Genomic DNA, 14,601 nt, shown 5'->3' with positions numbered 1-14,601 from the left:
ACGTAAGAAAGTCAAGGCCGGGAGATGGGAGCACGCATGGCGGCCAAGCGGGCGCAGGGCGAGCGGGCCGGGCTCACCCGAGAGGTGATCCTGGCCACGGCGGTGGAGCTGGTGGACCGCGAAGGGGTGAAGGGGCTGACGATGCGCCGGCTGGGCGCGGCGCTCGACGTGGAGGCCATGACGCTCTACCACCACGTGCCGAACAAGGAAGCGCTGCTGGACGGCCTGGTGGAGCGGGTCTTCGCCGGCGCCCTCCCGGTCGAAGGCGGTGACGTCGGCGGCGGCGACGTCGGTACGTCCGACTGGCAGTCCTGGCTGCGGACCTACGCGGCCGCCCTGCGCACCACCCTGCTGAGCCACCCGGGCGTCCTGCCCCTCGTCGCGGCGCGGCCGGCGACGACCCCCGCGACGCTGGACGCGGTCGAGCACGGGCTGCGGGTGCTGACCTCGGCCGGCTTCCCGCTGGGCCGCGCGGTCCACGCGCTCAACTCACTGTCCCTGCTGGTCGTCAGCCATGCCGTGGCGGAGCACGCCATCGGGTCCGCCGACGGACCCGGCTCGGCCGCGTGGCTCGCCGGGCTGAGCCCGGACCGGTATCCGCTGGGCGGCGAGGCGGCGCGGACGGGCGCCGGGACGGACGACGCCGAGCGGTTCGCCCTCGCCGTGGAGGCGCTGGTCTCCGGGTTCGGCGGGTGGGTGGACGAGTGACGGGTCCGCCTTCGGCTCCGGCTCCGGCTCCGGGCTCCGCGGAGGGCCGGCGTCGCGGTCAGCCCGCCCGGGCGTCCCGCACCTCGCGGATCACGCCGTCCAGGACCTCCTGCGAGCGCCGCAGGTCATTGATCGCCCGGTCGAGGCGGTCCCGCTCGCCCAGAAGGTTCTCCACCAGTTCGGCGGAGGGCCGGGCGTACCCGCCGTGCCCCGGCAGACAGGGCAGCACCTGAGCGATCTTGCTGCTGCACAGGCCCGCCGCAAACAGCTCCTGGATGCAGACCACCCGGTCGACCGCGGCGTCACCGAACTCACGGTGACCGCCCGACGTACGCTCCGCGGTCAGCAGGCCCTGCTGCTCGTAGTAACGCAGCGCCCGCACACTGACGTTGGTCCTGCGGGACAACTCCCCGATCCGCACAGCCTCTCCCCCTGGGCCCGAACACTGCTCCGGTGTCCCGGACTTGCATCTGACGCTCATGTCAGATCTTACGGTCCCCCCATGACACACGAAACGGCATCCTCGCTGCTCACTCCCTACACCTCCGGCCCCCTGCGCCTCGCGAACCGCATCGTCATGGCGCCCATGACCCGGCTCCGGGCCGACGAGAACGGCGTCCCGCTGCCCATCGTGGCCGACTACTACGCCCAGCGGGCGGGCGCCGGGCTGATCGTGACCGAGGGCATCTGGCCGGGCTTCACCGGGCAGAGCCTGTGGCGGCAGCCGGGGCTCGTCACCGAAGAGCAGGTGGCGGCCTGGCGACGCGTCACGGAGGCGGTGCACACGGCGGGCGGGGTGATCTTCGCGCAGCTGATGCACGGCGGCCGGGCCGCCCACCCGCTGACCCGCGTCGACGGCGGGTGGCCCCTGGCCCCCTCGGCGGTCCCGCTGCCCGGCCCCCAGCACACCCGCGAGGGAATGCGCGAGCCGGTGGTCCCGAAGGCCATGACCGGCCGGGACATCGCGGAGACGGTCGAGGACTTCGCCCGCGCCGCCCGCAACGCCGTCCGGGCCGGGTTCGACGGCGTCGAACTGCACGGCGCCAACAGCTACCTGATCCACCAGTTCCTGGCGGACAACACCAACCTGCGCACCGACGCGTACGGCGGGGACGTACCGGGCCGGATCCGATTCGCGCGGGAGGCCGTGGAGGCCGTCGCCGACGCCGTCGGCCCGCACCGCACGGCGGTGCGCCTCTCCCCCGGCAACCCGCAGTCCGGCATCGTCGAGGCCGACCCCGGTCCGGTCTACCGGACGCTGGCCGCCGCCCTGGCGCCGCTGGGCCTGGCCTACGCGCACCTCACCGAGTCGTCGGACTACCCGGCCCTCGCGGACCTCCGGCCGCTCCTCGGCGGCACCGTGATCGCGAACGTCGGCGAGAACCACGACCCGACCGACCGCGCGGCCGGGGAGGCGGTCCTGCGCCGGGGCGTGGCCGACCTCGTCTCGTACGGGCGCGCGTTCCTGGCCAATCCGGACCTGCCCCGGCGGTTCGCCACCGGTGCCCCGACGACCCGGCCGGACACCGCGCTCCTCTACACCCACGGCCCCGAGGGCTACACCGACCACCCGGCCGCGCTCCCCGCTCCGACCCTGGCCCGCTGACGGTGCTCACCGGCGGACCGGGCACCCCGTGGCGGGACCGGGCAGGTGGTGACGCATCATCGGGGGATGACACAGCCTCCCGCTCCGGCGCTCGCCACCGGTCCCGGCCTGGCCGCCTTCGCCGCCCTGCTGGCCGACGACACCCGCGCCGCCTTCTGCCTGGCCCTGCTGGACGGCCGCGCGTGGACCGCCGGGGAACTGGCCCGGCACGCCGGCGTCGCCCCTTCGACGGCCAGTGCCCACCTGACCCGTCTCGTCGAGGGCGGGCTGCTCACCGAGGTGCGGCAGGGCCGCCACCGGTATGTGTGCCTCGCCGGGCCGGCCGTCGCCCAGGTCGTCGAGGACATGGCGGCGCACGCCGTCCCGGCCGCTCCGGCACGGACCTTGCGGGCGGCGTCGGCGGAGGCCGCGATGGCACGGGCCCGCACCTGTTACGACCACCTGGCGGGCCGGCTGGGTGTCCTGGTCACCGAGGCGATGACCCGGCTGGGCCTGCTGGAACAGACCTCGGGGTTCGCGCTCACCCGGGAGGGGACGGAGTGGTACGCGGCGCTGGGCATCGACCTCGCCGCACCGCGCGGCGGGAACAGGCCCGTGGCGCGGCCCTGCCTGGACTTCACCGAGCGCCGCCCGCACCTGGCGGGCACCGCGGGGGCGGCCCTGTGCCGGCACGCCCTCGCCGCCGAGTGGTGCGTACGCATCGGCAGCCGACGTGCGCTCAAGGTCACCGACGCGGGCCGTCAGGCGTTCTCCGAGCTCTTCGCCCTGACGCCGGAGGACCTGGACGCGGTCGCCCCCCGGCCCGCCGTCGGCGCGGCGGCCGCCGGGTGAGCACCCGGCCCGCCCTCACCCGGCGGGTTCCAGGCGCCACCACTGGGAGGGGCTGTCCGTGTCCTCCCACTGCCGGACGTTGGCACCGTCCTCGGTCGCCGCGTCGGCGACCTCCAGCAGCAGACCGCTGATGTGGGCCACGAGGGTGACCGTTCCCGGGTCCTCCACCAGCTCCTCGATCAGCCACTCCTGGGCGCCGAAGCCGTTGGCCTTCCACTGCTGGACATTGGCGCCGTTCTCGACCGACGCGTTGGCGACGTCCAGCCGTTTGCCACTGCCGGCGTTCACCACGTGGTGCAGTCCGCTGCCCTCGTGCACCGGCGACACCCGCCAGAGCTGGGCGGGCGTGCCGCTGTCCTTGCCCTGCTGCACGTTGGCGCCGCTGCCCGTGCGGCCGCCGGCGACCTCCAGCAGCAAGCCGCTGTGGACATTGCGGATGCGGTACGTGCCGTCCATGACGCCTGTTTCCCCCGTGGGTCCGCCGGTGAGGACCTTGATCGTAACGGGTGGCGGCGTCCGCGACGGAGGGCGGCCGGGGCCCTCCGTCCGACAGTGGCCGGCCGACGCGTGGCCGGTCAGCCGGCGATCGTTCAGCAGGTGGCCGCCGGGGTCTCGAAGGTCTGCTGGCCCTCGACCTTGATCAGGCCCACGTACTTCCGGCCGGCGCACGGGTAGGACATGTTCCAGGTGCTGTTGGCGCGCTCCCCCTTGCTGATGGTCTTCAGACCGCCCCAGTTGGTGGCGGTGGAGCGGAAGCCGAGGTGCGCCTTGATGGTGGCGCCGTCCTTCTTGGTGTAGAAGACCTCGATGCGGGACGGGCTGGTGTTCAGCGAGATGCAGAGCTGCCCGTTGCTCATGCTGGTGCACTTCACACGGTCACTCCCGGAGGCGTGCGCGGGAGTGGCGAGCAGCGTGGTGCCAGCGGTGATACAGGCGGCGAGAGTGAGAGCGGCGCGACGACGCATGATGGGTTCCCCCTGACGGATTGTCATGATCAACGCCGGGGACAGTAGCAGGAGTGGAATCACATCTGCCAGATCTTGAGCGCATTCCTTTGCACCGCTGACGGGGCACTGCGCATCGCCGTGCGGACTGTGGGAGAAGAACGATCGAGTCCGTGGTCATGAGCCGAGACGCCTTCGAGGGCGTTCCGGTCCACGCCCGTGTCCCACGGCCTCCGGCCCGGCGCCGCAGTGGTCCTCGGCACGGATGTGATCGCGTTCGCCGACGGGATCGACCAGCTGGAATTCGTCCTTCAGGTCCTCCGGACGCAGGAGGACAGACTCGCGGCGCATGCCGTGGTGAACGTCAGCTCCTCGCCGCACGGGCGATGCGGTACAGCACGTTCGGACGCAGTGGTCCAGCGGGCGCGAAGGGGTCGTCGAAGTCGTCGGCCGGGTTCCGGGTCATGCCGATTCGGCGCATCACCGCCTGTGAACGGAGGTTGGTGGCCGTGGTCACAGCAAGGATCTCGGGAAGTCCCAGGGTGTCGAAGCCGTGATCGAGGACTGCCGACGCGGCCTCGGTGGCGTAGCCGTGGCCCCAGGCCGGGCGGGCGAGCCGCCAGCCGATCTCCACTCCCGTGAACGGCATGCCGTCATCCACCTGGTCCAGGCCCGCGAAGCCGATGAACTCCCCCGTGGCCCGCACCTCGACTGCCCACCACCCGTAGCCACGCCGGTCGAACTCAGCCTGGAAGCGGGCCACGGAGGCGTCGCTCTGTTCGCGGGTGAGCAGGTCGCCCAAGTGCTCCCGAACCTCGGGATCGGCGTTCATGGCCGCCCATGGTTCGAGGTCGGAGTCACGCCATCGCCGGAGGGTGAGGCGATCGGTACGCAATTCAGTCATGCTGCCCAGCCAACGTGAGTTCGGGCCTCAAGGCAATCTGTTTCCCCGAGGCCATTGATCCAGGTCGCGGGCTACCGCGTGGCGAGTGGCGATCACTTGCCGGGCAGAACCCGGTCGGTCACCGGGAGCGATCGTCGGGCGACCGGGAAGTCGAAGTACGTGTCCGGGAACGTCTCCGGCTTGTACGTGTAATGCCACCACTCTTCCGGAAGGTTCTTGAAACCGGCCTGTTCCAGGCCGTTCTTGAGCAGGAGGCGGTTGTGACGCTGTGCGCCGACGACGCGCGGGTCGAGTGTGTGGGACAGCGTGTCGAAGCAGTCGAAACCGGTGCCCATGTCCAGGGAGTTGTCCGGGAAACGGTCCCGCTTCGGGCCGTAGCACGGAGTGAGCGGCTCGCCGGGCAGGTACGGACGGGTGGGCCATGCGGGCAGCCGGACCAGGGTCAGGTCCACCGTACTCCCCCTGCTGTGACCGGACTTGGCCGCGATGTAGCCGTCGTCGAACAGCCGCGTCTTGTCCACGCGTGGGTAGAACTCCGCCTTCATCCGCTGGTCGTCGAGGTCCTTGGCCCACCGCACGAAGTGGTCGACGGCGCGCTGCGGCCGATAGCAGTCGTAGACCTTGAGGGAGTAGCCCTTCCTGAGGAAGGAACGCTGTGCCCGGCGCAGCGCGGCGGCCGCGTCGCGCGTCAGGATGCACATCGGCTGCCGGTAGCCGTCGATCCGGTCACCGGTGAAGTTGTGGCGGGTGATGTAGCGCGTCTCCTGCAGGATGGTGGGGTCGACGTCCCGCAGGGCGACGAACTCCGATGGCGCCTTGGACTCCGGGCGCGCCTGTGCCGTGGTGGCGGGCACGGCCGACAGGACGGCGGCCACACCGGCGACCAGGCCGCGGAGAACTCTTCGCATCGGCTCGAACCCCTTCGCTTCCGTTGAGTGATGCGGTGGCGCATCCCTCGCAGGCGGCATCCTGGCGGAGCCGGGCCGGAGCCGTCCAGCGGATCGGACGGGGGGAATCGGCCATGCCGCCGGAGGCACCGCACCACCGAGCCGGGGCGCGCCCGAGGCCGCCCCTGCCCGGCAGCACCTGTACGTCGGTGCCCGGCGCGGCAGTTGGCACCGCGCGCGGTGGCGCCGCCCGCGGTGGCGCGGCCTCGGGCCGGCTGGATCGCGTCAGGTCGTGGTCGTCGCCGCCCCCACCGCTCCTGTCGACCGCCGTGCGTGGAAGATCCCCCAGCGCAGCCGCCCCTGTCGGGCCGCGTCCACCCACAGGGGCAGGTTGACGAGGAGCTGCTGGAGATACTCGGGGCTGATGAGGTCGCGGAGCGCGTCCTTCCGGGCCTCGGTCTCCTCGGTCAGCCGTACGTAGTGGCGCACCAGTTGCTCGCTGCGGTCGTCGAACCCGACGTCGTCCAGGCCGAGCCCCGTCAGCTGCTCCCGGTAGAAGGACGGCGTGGCCAGCGCGTCCACCCCGAGCCGGGCGACGACCGGTCGCAGCGCGTCGGCGGGCGTGCCCTCGGCCGCCATGATGTCGGTGAACGCCAGCGCCCCGCCCGGCGCCAGCACCCGAGCCGCCTCGGTCAGTGCCCGGGCGCGGTCGTCGCTGTGACAGAGCGCCTCCAGCGAGCAGACCGCGTCGAACTCCCCGTCGCCGTACGGCACGTCGTGGAACGACCCGGTGAGGACCTCGACGAGCCCGTCCAGTCCCCGCTCGGCGTTGGTCTTGCGGTGCCGCTCGTTCTGGGTCTCGCTCAGGTTGAGCGCGACGACGCGGCACCCGAACCGTCCGGCCAGGTACCGGGCGGTGCCCCCGTACCCGGACCCCAGGTCCAGCACCCGCCGCCCCGGCCCGAGCCGCTCGGCCAGATGCTCCGCCAGCCGCTCCACCGTCCGCCGTGACGCCTCGGCGACCGGCTCTCCCTCCCGGTCGTAGATGCCGGTGTGGATGTCCTCACCGCCCCAGACCGTGTCGTAGAAAGCATCCACGTCACCGGTCTCGTAGTACCGCCGCGTCGCCTCGTCGTGTCGATGCACTCTTCTCACCTCACCGTGGGCCCCGATCGTTCCGAGCGTCCAATCTGCCGTCGCCGCCCCGCTGTGAACAGGGGGCGTGGCCGACACGCCGGTGCGGACGCCGTGACCACCCACGGAACCGGGCGCGCCACCGAGCCCTTCGCGGCCGCCCGGGACGACACGGGCGAGGCCGGAACGGGCTCAGCGACCGGAGGCGGGGACGCCGAAGAGCTTGGCCAGCCGTGCGATCTCCTTCCTGGCCTGCTCGATCGTCATCTTCCCCAGCCGTTCCTCCACGCCCAGGAGGCCGTTGCCGCCAGAGGGGGAAGCGTCGGACGGGTACGACCGCGCCTGGCGGGCGGCCTCCGGCGTCCCCGCGGCGTCGGCGGTGGCCGGGACGGTGGTCAGGCAGAGCGCGCAGACGGCAGTGGTGAGGAGGGTTCCGGCGCGGTGTTGTGCATTCATCAGATGCTCCTAGCGACAGAGAGTGTTACCGGAATGAGGAGATCAGCCCGGTACATCCGCAATCTAAAGCATAAGATCTGCTTTTTTGAGCGATGCCCGCATATGTCGCAGATCCCTCTTGGGGCTTCCGTATCTGCGCGAGGCCGATCTGGGGTCGGGCACGCCGGCAGCCCTCGCGTGCCGCATCCTCCGTCCGGCGGAAGGTGCCGCATGAACGGGGCCGTGCTCATCACGCAGCGTTCTGCCCTTCTCCTGCCGAGCTTCGCGGCAATGGAGTTCGCGTTGTGGTTCCCATGGCTCATCCGAACCGGGAACGAGCTCGGGCGGCCTGGAGCCTGGCCGGTCGTTCGACGAGCAGTTCAAGGAAACGGCGCTTCTCTGCACTTCACTCGATCGGGCGATGATGTTCTGGCGGGTGGGGATCGTCACGAAGGGACAGCATGGCGGCGTCACGGGCGGCTTTGGGACGGGACGACCTGAGGACCAAGGTGGCGGTCCAGCGGGTGCGGCTGGGCGCCGAGGAGTACCGGGTGATCCGTCCGGCGCGGGGGCTCAAGAACGCCGCCTTGTACGCCGTGCACAACGACGGTCAGTACCAGCTGTGCGTGGATCGGGGCGACGGGCGGCAACTGGGCACCCTGCTCATGCTCGCGGCCCGTTCGCCGCGGTCGCTGGTCTACCTGCCGCTGCGGTCGAGTCCCGACGTGCCAGGCGTCGGCCGGCCGGAGGAGCGGCCGCTCGATCTCGACGAGATGCTGGAGGTGATCGTTGAACGTCATGGTCGGCGGGGTCCTGTCGGCCGGGGTCATGAGTCCCACTGGTCGCAGTACTCGATGTGGATCTCGCGCGCGTCGCCGCGAATGCCGTCGTCGGAGTGGAGCTCGGTGCAGAAGTGCGGGTAGCTCGGATGGACGGGATCGTGCACCTGCCCGTCACGGCCGAGTTCCCGCTCGCGGAGGCGGCGGAGGCACACCGCCTGATGGAGACGCAGAGCAGCACGGGCAAGCTGCTGTTGCGGGTGGGCGATGGGGCAGAAAGCGAGTAGTCGTCATGCGACGCCGAGGAGATCCGCGGGCGGCCAAGGCCGGCGGGAGGGAGTTCCCACGCCAACCCCGCCCCCTTCTCTCCCCCCGGCGCGCGAACGCTACGGCAGATAGGTGCAGTTGACGTAGCGGTAGCCGTGCTGGTCCGGCTTGGCCGTCGAGCGCCAGGTCCAGAAGAACGAGACGATGCTGCCCTTGGGCAGCGTGTACTTCTTGTTGTTGTCCTTCCAGACGAAGGAGCGGGGAAGCTCCCCGTGGAAGTTGTAATTCCACTTCTGCTTCTGCGCCTTGATGCCGGCCATCTCGTGGCCGTCCCCGAAGATCTGCGTCTTGAAGTTCACGACGCCCATGCCGGCGTTGCGCTTGGACAGCGCCACCTTCCACGAGATGCCCTTGCCCGTCTCACGGAACGTGGCGTCGGCTATCGACTTGTTCGATTCGGCATGCACGGTACCCGACGGAAGGGATCATTCCGGCACCTCGTTTCCGCCTGTTCATGGAGGTCAGGGCTCCGTTTGCCCAACACGGGGGCCCCCGGTTCACAGACGTGCCGGCGGTCAGACGCGGGTGTCCTCCACGACCGGTACCGCCCGTCGTGGCGCCGGGCCGGCCGTGCCGTCGGCCTTCCCGGGTCCGCAGAAGGCGGGTTCGAGGGTGTTCATGAGTCCTTGCGTCACCGCGCTGTTGTTGGAGGCGTTGGCGAAGACGACGACGGTCCGCCGGCCGTCGCGGGTGGCGTAGGACTGGGTCTGGTAGCCCTGGACGATGCCGCCGTGCCCGTAGACCGTGCCGCAGGACAGCGTGATCGCGCGGAGGCCCAGGCCGTAGCCGGTCCTGGCCGTGGGGGTGGGCAGCGCGCTCGTCATCTGCCGCACCGACGCGTCGGAGACCAGTCCGCCGGAGCTGCCGGCGAGAACGGTGGTCAGGAAGCGGTCCATGTCGTCGGCCGAGGAGATGACCGCTCCCGCGCTCCAGACCCACGAGCCGTTCTGCTCGGTCGAGTCCAGCAGCGGCCGGGAGCGGTCGTCGTTGGTCAGGTAGCCGGTGACGTGCGGCCCCTTGATACGCCGGTCGGGGACCACGAACGAGGTCCGGCGCAGCCGCAGCGGCTCGATGACCTCCTCGCGCAGTACCTCGGCGTACGGGCGGCCGGTGACGTGCTCGACGGCCATGCCCAACAGCACGAAGCCGGTGTTGGTGTACGCGTACCGGGTCCCCGGCGTGTACTGCACACCGTGCTTGACCGACATCGCCACGAGCTCGGCGGGCGGGTAGACGGTGGTGCGGATCCGCTTCTCGAACGCGCTTGTGGTCTCCTCACCCGGCTGTTCGAGCAGGTCCTCGGTGTGGTCGTAGATGCCGGCACGGTGCTGCATGGCCTGCCGGACGGTCATGTTCCAGCCCTCCGGCAGCGTTCCGGGCGGCAGGTACTCGCGCAGCCGCCCGTCCAGATCGATGCGGCCCTGTTCGACCAGGCGCATCACCAGGACGGAGGTGAACGTCTTGGTGTTGCTGCCGACCCGGACGCGCCATTTCGCGTTCATCGGTGTGCCGTCGAGGTTCGCCTTGCCGACCGCGACGGACCGGTCGTGACCGGAATCGCCGTGATCGCGGATGACCGCGAACGCGCCGGGCGCGCCCGCGCCTACGGTGCGTTCCAGCGCGGCGCGCACTCCCGCGGGATCCGGCCCGCCGGCCGACGACGGTTCGGCCGCCGCACCGGTCACACCCATGGCCGCCAGCACCGCGGCGCTCACGGCCACCGCCGCGGCACGCAGCAGGCCGACGCGTGCCGGTCCCGTTCCGGTCGCTTCGGTTCTCGTCTCTTCGGTCCTCGTCACGTCGGTTCTCGTCATGCGGAAACCCCCTCGCTGCGCCTGCGCCGCGGAGCGGCCAGGATCCGGACGGACGGTGCGTTCGCGTGATCGTAGCCACAGTGGCGAGCGGCACACACCGGTGCCAGGGGGGCATGAACCCGGTCATTCGACAGATGTGACCCAGGTCGGGCCGGCCGTAGGTTCGTGTCCGTACCAAGGAGTGCGGCGCCGGCGACGGAGTCCGAGTGACCGCCGTCGTCCTCCGCCTCAGATCGTCACCGCAAGGAGTTCGTCGCCATGAAGGTCCGTATCGTGCTGGACATCGCGTGCGCCTGGTCGTTCCTGGGATTCACCCACTACCTGCGGGCCGCGGAGCGGTTCCGTGCCGAGGGCGGCGTGCTGGAGACCGAGTTCCTGCCCTTCCAGCTCGCACCGGACGCCCCCACGGACGGAGAGCCCCTCCGCGAGGTCCACCGGCGGGTCTTCGGGCCGTCGGCCGAGGAGAGGACCGCCCACCTCACCGAGGTGGCCGCGCGCAGCGGTCTGGAGATCCGCTACGACCGCGCGGTCTTCGCCAACACCCTCGCGGCCCACGGTCTGATCGCCCAGGCGACCGCCCAGGGAGCGGGAGAGCAGACCGTGGCCCGGCTGTTCGGCGCCTACTTCACCGAGGGCCTCAACGTCGCCGACCTCACCGTCCTGCGGAACATCGCGGCACGGAACGGGGTGGACTGGCACCCGGACGGCGGCACGGACGCCACGGCCGCCGGCTTCCGGACGGTCGCCGGGCTCCGCGTGCGCAGTGTGCCGCTGTTCCTCTTCGACGACGGGAGCACAGTGAACGGTGCGCAGTCGCCCGAGGCCTTTCTCGCCGCTCTCCGCACGGCGGCCGCGGCGCAGGCGGGCACCGCGGCCTGACGGAACGGGCGGCGCCGACGGGCGCCGCCCGCGGTCGGCGTGATCGCTTACCATGTCCGCCACCGCTCGCGCGATTGTTCACGGAGTGTGATGCGCTTCTCACATCGATGTCGAGTCTGATGACTTTTCCCTCGCCCTCCGGTGTCCTTACCGCCGACAGCAGCCCTGAAATGGGCATGACGAGGGGATCGGTGTGAATTGAACAGTCAATTCCGTTCATGGTGGGGTCTTCGCCGACTCGACGCGGGTCGACTCGACGCGAAGAGAACGGGAACCACAAGGGCGACGGTCCGCGGAAGACTCGCCGCGGCCGTCGGGGCGGTCGCGTTACTCGTGGCCGGATTCACCGGGGCGACCACGGGCGAGGCGGCGGCCGTCAAGGCGGGCGGATGGTCCTGCTCGGGGGCTCCCGTCCCGGACGGGTACGTGATCACCGCGTACAACCGCAACGGCTGCAACGGCGCGGGGTCCTGGTACCAGCAGCCCGTGCGGGACGGCATCTGGACCTGTTCCGGTTCGCCGATCGTGCCCGGCTACGTCATCACCAACTACGACCGCAACGGTTGCAGCGGCATCGGCGCCTGGTACCACCAGCTCGCCCGCGACGGCCGCTAGACCTGCGCGGGCTCGCCCATTCCGGCCGGCTACGTCACCACGAACTACGCCCGCACCGGCTGCAACGGCATCGGCGCCTGGTACCACCAACTCGTCCGCAACGGCATCTGGACCTGCTCCGGCTCCCCCATCCCGCCGGGGTACCGCAGCACCAACTTCTCGGCGAGCGGTTGCGGTGGCGTGGGGGCCTGGTACACGGTGCGTGCCTGACCCTCGCACCGGAACACAGATCCCTTGAGGACACGGTTCCGCGCCCTCGATGAACAGCGGCCGGTCCGCCCGGAAAGGGGCGGGCCGGCCCGTCGCGCTACCCGAACCCCACCAGGCACGCCAGCCGGAGCTCGGCGCAGTGGGCGCGCCGGCCGTCGGGGCGCCACCACAGACGGTCGGGGCCCGGCAGCATCTCCGAGACGGTCACCCGGCCCGGGGCCAGCCGGGCCAGGTCGGCCACGGCGAGGGGGTCGGCGAAGTCGGTGTGGAGGGGTTTGCGCTCCTCCGGGGCGCGGACGAACACCCGGCGCGGGAGGCCGAGCCGGCAGCGGATGCGGTGCAGGGCCCGCCACCCGGGATAGCCCGTCGGGAGCTCGGGCAGGTCCACCTCCCACCGGGCGCGCTGGAGGACCGTCGGGCCGACGAGGACGCGGGGGGTGCGGGTGCCGAGGGTGACGGGGACCGGGACCAGGCACGGCACACTGAGCGCGCGGTGCTGGACGGACGGGATGTCGCCGCTGTACAGCCGCAGCCTGCGGCCGCGGGCGAGGACGGCGGTGCCGTCGGCGTCGACGGTGATCTCGCTGATCGGCACGGTGTCGGAGCGCGGCTTGCCCGACATGCCGCTGAGCTCGACGGAGAGTCCCGGCATCTCGGGGACGAGGAACATGTTGCGGCGGCGGGAGACGACGGCCGCCATGCCGGCGGGGTCCAGGACCCGGGCCACCCGGCCGAGCAGGTCGGCGCGGAGGGCGGGTCCATCAGGGTGCAGTCTGCTCACGCCGCCCGCCAAGTAGCTTCCGTCGTCGTGGAGTTCGCCGAGGAGCCACGGCGCGCTCGTCGGGTCGCCGAGGGCCATGACGTCCGGGCCGCAGAGGGCGGCGAGGTGGTCCCGCGGGTCCATGGCCGGGCAGAAGCGGCCGGCGAGCGCGGTGATGTCCTCCCGGGTCAGGGCGGCCCGGCCGTCCCGGGTGCGGGACGCCACCAGGGCGGTCAGCCCGGCGGTGAAGGCGTCGGTGCGGGTGCGCACCTCGGGGATGTCGGCGCGGAGCAGGTCGAGCAGGGGGACGCGGGTACCGCCGGTCGCGGCCCGTACGGACTCCCGGGCGTCCTCGCGGCGGACGAGGGCGGCGAGGTAGCTCAGCGGCAGGACGTCGGCGAGGGCGGACGTGAGGCCGCGGACGGCGGGCGCGCCGAGCGTGGTGCGCCCGCTGAGCGGATGGGTGCGTTCCTCGTGGAACACGTAACGGTCCGCGTAGTGTTCGCCCTTGCCGCGCCGGACCTCCGCCGCGGGGCCGAGGACGTCCGCCGCCCGCCGTTCGGCGCGGGCGAAGACCTCCCGGCGGGCCGGCCAGGGGGCGGTGGCGAACTCCCGGCGGAGCCGTTCGAGGTCCGCGGCGGGTCCGGCCTCCGGGCTGCGGGCCAGGACCGTGTCCCAGGCGTCGAGGGCGTGGGCCGGCACGTCGGCCAACGGCACGAGGGTGCCCGTGAGTTCGCGCAGCAGGCCCGGTACCTCGGCCGGTCCGAGTCCGGCCGCCGCCGCGGCCTCGGCGGAGGTGCGGTCCCCGTCGAGGGCGCGCCACAGGGCGAGCGCGGCCGGTCCGACGGGGAACACGGCACCGTCCGTGCCCCTGACGAGCCCGCCGGCGCCCTCGGTGACCAGCGGATGCCGGCGCGGGCGGCGCAGGGCGGGCGGGATCGCGCGGTGGGCCGTGCGGTTGAGGCGGTCGAGCAGCCAGGTGCTCGGCTCGACGAGGACGTGCTCGGGGGCCGGGGCGTCCAGGCGCAGGCCGTCGGGTTCGGCCGGGTCGAGGCGGACGAAGTGCACGGGCCCGAAGAACGACGTCAGTTCGCAGCGGACGGTGAGCCGGCGCAGGTAGCGGGCGGCCGTGGCGTACGCCTGGCGGGACTTGCTGTGGGTGCCGGTGCCGTCGCCGCGCAGGACGTGGTGGGTGAAGGCGTTGTCGTGGAAGTCCGGGCTGGAGAGGAACACGGCGTGCGCCACGTCCGGTTCGGCGCAGCGGGCGGTGAGGTGGGCGCGGGCGCGTCCGAGCGCCGCGGCGTGCAGCCGTTCGGCTCGCCCGTCGGCCGCGACGTGTGCGGCGACGGCGGCCTGCCAGCGGTGGGCGAGGGCGGCGTCGCCGCGGGCGTTCCAGGCCGCGAGCTGGGTGTCGGTGAGGGGCTCGGCGCGGTGGACGGTGCGCAGGGCGCGGGAGAGCCGGGTGGCCTCGGCGTGACTGCGGGACGCGGCGCGGGCGGCGGGCAGCGCGCGGGCGAACTCCTCGGTCAGGGCGTCGAGCCGGGTGGTGTCGACGGCCTGTTCCACGGCGTGCAGGGCTTCCTGGTCCGCCAGGGGTTCGAGGGTGTCGGCGGGCAGGCCGGGGGTGCGCAGCAGCACCCAGGGGAAGACGGAGAACCACAGGTGCCCGCCGGCGAACGGCACCGATCCGCCGGGCTGTTCGGGTACGCCGGGTCCATCCGGAGCGTCGGGGGCTCCGGTCACGTCGGGTGCCGGTCCGTGTGTCCGC

General features: G+C 72.1%; 17 protein-coding genes and 1 pseudogene. 7 read left to right on the top strand and 11 right to left on the bottom strand.

The features are described from left to right. The first annotated feature begins 36 nt into the window (after positions 1-36). Positions 37-708 (top strand): TetR/AcrR family transcriptional regulator C-terminal domain-containing protein, encoded by a 672-nt coding sequence (locus HN013_RS22525; RefSeq protein ID WP_171169060.1) that lies wholly within the window; start codon positions 37-39, stop codon positions 706-708. 58 nt (positions 709-766) lie between these two features. Here the strand turns inward: HN013_RS22525 and HN013_RS22520 are convergent, their stop codons facing one another. Then, positions 767-1,129, bottom strand: a complete 363-nt coding sequence (locus tag HN013_RS22520; protein ID WP_171169058.1) for a MerR family transcriptional regulator — start codon at positions 1,127-1,129, stop codon at positions 767-769. Between the two features lie 81 nt (positions 1,130-1,210). Here HN013_RS22520 and HN013_RS22515 point away from each other — a divergent pair, with 81 nt between their 5' ends. Both HN013_RS22515 and HN013_RS22510 read left to right on the top strand, forming a co-directional pair. Further along, positions 1,211-2,314, top strand: coding sequence for an alkene reductase (locus HN013_RS22515; RefSeq protein ID WP_171169057.1), 1,104 nt, complete (start codon positions 1,211-1,213; stop codon positions 2,312-2,314). Between the two features lie 66 nt (positions 2,315-2,380). Further along, entirely contained in the window at positions 2,381-3,145 is a 765-nt protein-coding gene (locus HN013_RS22510; RefSeq protein ID WP_171169055.1) for a helix-turn-helix transcriptional regulator, read from the top strand. A 15-nt stretch (positions 3,146-3,160) separates the two neighbouring features. Here HN013_RS22510 and HN013_RS22505 read toward each other — a convergent pair whose 3' ends face one another. The 6 genes from HN013_RS22505 to HN013_RS22480 form a co-directional block, all read right to left on the bottom strand. Beyond that, on the bottom strand, positions 3,161-3,601 hold the full coding sequence (locus tag HN013_RS22505; protein ID WP_171169053.1) for an RICIN domain-containing protein: 441 nt from the start codon (positions 3,599-3,601) through the stop codon (positions 3,161-3,163). A 134-nt stretch (positions 3,602-3,735) separates the two neighbouring features. Then, positions 3,736-4,110 (bottom strand): hypothetical protein, encoded by a 375-nt coding sequence (locus HN013_RS22500; RefSeq protein WP_171169051.1) that lies wholly within the window; start codon positions 4,108-4,110, stop codon positions 3,736-3,738. A 343-nt stretch (positions 4,111-4,453) separates the two neighbouring features. Beyond that, positions 4,454-4,993 (bottom strand): GNAT family N-acetyltransferase, encoded by a 540-nt coding sequence (locus HN013_RS22495; protein WP_171169049.1) that lies wholly within the window; start codon positions 4,991-4,993, stop codon positions 4,454-4,456. Between the two features lie 92 nt (positions 4,994-5,085). Then, positions 5,086-5,901, bottom strand: a complete 816-nt coding sequence (locus HN013_RS22490; RefSeq protein ID WP_171169047.1) for a M15 family metallopeptidase — start codon at positions 5,899-5,901, stop codon at positions 5,086-5,088. A gap of 264 nt (positions 5,902-6,165) precedes the next feature. Continuing rightward, positions 6,166-7,026 carry a cyclopropane-fatty-acyl-phospholipid synthase family protein gene (locus tag HN013_RS22485; protein WP_171169046.1) on the bottom strand — a complete coding sequence of 287 codons (861 nt, stop codon included), beginning with the start codon at positions 7,024-7,026 and terminating at the stop codon, positions 6,166-6,168. A 180-nt stretch (positions 7,027-7,206) separates the two neighbouring features. Continuing rightward, positions 7,207-7,470: a hypothetical protein gene (locus HN013_RS22480; protein ID WP_171169044.1), complete on the bottom strand. Its 264-nt coding sequence runs from the start codon at positions 7,468-7,470 to the stop codon at positions 7,207-7,209. A 440-nt stretch (positions 7,471-7,910) separates the two neighbouring features. On the opposite strand from HN013_RS22480, the gene HN013_RS22475 reads away from it, so the two are divergent. Together HN013_RS22475 and HN013_RS22470 are read left to right on the top strand one after the other, a co-directional pair. After that, on the top strand, positions 7,911-8,372 hold the full coding sequence (locus tag HN013_RS22475) for a hypothetical protein (protein WP_171169042.1): 462 nt from the start codon (positions 7,911-7,913) through the stop codon (positions 8,370-8,372). Positions 8,373-8,380: 8 nt separating this feature from the next. After that, positions 8,381-8,515, top strand: a pseudogene (locus HN013_RS22470) (zinc-binding dehydrogenase); the annotation flags it as partial. Between the two features lie 99 nt (positions 8,516-8,614). Here the strand turns inward: HN013_RS22470 and HN013_RS22465 are convergent. Both HN013_RS22465 and HN013_RS22460 read right to left on the bottom strand, forming a co-directional pair. After that, complete coding sequence (locus HN013_RS22465) at positions 8,615-8,962, bottom strand: hypothetical protein (RefSeq protein WP_171169040.1); 348 nt, start codon at positions 8,960-8,962, stop codon at positions 8,615-8,617. Positions 8,963-9,070: 108 nt separating this feature from the next. Next, positions 9,071-10,369, bottom strand: a complete 1,299-nt coding sequence (locus HN013_RS22460; RefSeq protein WP_171169038.1) for a serine hydrolase — start codon at positions 10,367-10,369, stop codon at positions 9,071-9,073. A gap of 258 nt (positions 10,370-10,627) precedes the next feature. Here HN013_RS22460 and HN013_RS22455 point away from each other — a divergent pair, with 258 nt between their 5' ends. Both HN013_RS22455 and HN013_RS33180 read left to right on the top strand, forming a co-directional pair. Continuing rightward, positions 10,628-11,248 carry a DsbA family protein gene (locus HN013_RS22455; protein ID WP_171169035.1) on the top strand — a complete coding sequence of 207 codons (621 nt, stop codon included), beginning with the start codon at positions 10,628-10,630 and terminating at the stop codon, positions 11,246-11,248. Positions 11,249-11,581: 333 nt separating this feature from the next. Continuing rightward, positions 11,582-11,863: a hypothetical protein gene (locus HN013_RS33180; protein WP_249375255.1), complete on the top strand. Its 282-nt coding sequence runs from the start codon at positions 11,582-11,584 to the stop codon at positions 11,861-11,863. 44 nt (positions 11,864-11,907) lie between these two features. Here HN013_RS33180 and HN013_RS33175 read toward each other — a convergent pair whose 3' ends face one another. After that, on the bottom strand, positions 11,908-12,060 hold the full coding sequence (locus HN013_RS33175) for a hypothetical protein (RefSeq protein ID WP_249375253.1): 153 nt from the start codon (positions 12,058-12,060) through the stop codon (positions 11,908-11,910). 110 nt (positions 12,061-12,170) lie between these two features. Further along, a complete protein-coding gene (locus HN013_RS33985) occupies positions 12,171-14,576 on the bottom strand; it encodes a lantibiotic dehydratase (RefSeq protein ID WP_171169028.1) in 2,406 nt (801 codons plus the stop codon). Positions 14,577-14,601 lie beyond the last annotated feature (25 nt).

Origin of the sequence: Streptomyces sp. I05A-00742, assembly GCF_013055795.1 — a bacterium.
In the GTDB taxonomy this organism is placed as follows: domain Bacteria; phylum Actinomycetota; class Actinomycetes; order Streptomycetales; family Streptomycetaceae; genus Streptomyces.
This window is presented reverse-complemented; position numbering and strand designations above follow the sequence as displayed.

Excerpts from the sequence above, each read along its gene's own strand:
- HN013_RS22460 (WP_171169038.1), bottom strand. The coding sequence starts at position 10,369 with ATGACGAGAACCGACGTGACGAGGACCGAAGAGACGAGAACCGAAGCG.
- HN013_RS22490 (WP_171169047.1), bottom strand. The coding sequence starts at position 5,901 with ATGCGAAGAGTTCTCCGCGGCCTGGTCGCCGGTGTGGCCGCCGTCCTG.
- HN013_RS22525 (WP_171169060.1), top strand. The coding sequence starts at position 37 with ATGGCGGCCAAGCGGGCGCAGGGCGAGCGGGCCGGGCTCACCCGAGAG.
- HN013_RS22500 (WP_171169051.1), bottom strand. The coding sequence starts at position 4,110 with ATGCGTCGTCGCGCCGCTCTCACTCTCGCCGCCTGTATCACCGCTGGC.
- HN013_RS22515 (WP_171169057.1), top strand. The coding sequence starts at position 1,211 with ATGACACACGAAACGGCATCCTCGCTGCTCACTCCCTACACCTCCGGC.
- HN013_RS22510 (WP_171169055.1), top strand. The coding sequence starts at position 2,381 with ATGACACAGCCTCCCGCTCCGGCGCTCGCCACCGGTCCCGGCCTGGCC.
- HN013_RS22495 (WP_171169049.1), bottom strand. The coding sequence starts at position 4,993 with ATGACTGAATTGCGTACCGATCGCCTCACCCTCCGGCGATGGCGTGAC.
- HN013_RS22455 (WP_171169035.1), top strand. The coding sequence starts at position 10,628 with ATGAAGGTCCGTATCGTGCTGGACATCGCGTGCGCCTGGTCGTTCCTG.
- HN013_RS22475 (WP_171169042.1), top strand. The coding sequence starts at position 7,911 with ATGGCGGCGTCACGGGCGGCTTTGGGACGGGACGACCTGAGGACCAAG.
- HN013_RS22480 (WP_171169044.1), bottom strand. The coding sequence starts at position 7,470 with ATGAATGCACAACACCGCGCCGGAACCCTCCTCACCACTGCCGTCTGC.
- HN013_RS22505 (WP_171169053.1), bottom strand. The coding sequence starts at position 3,601 with ATGGACGGCACGTACCGCATCCGCAATGTCCACAGCGGCTTGCTGCTG.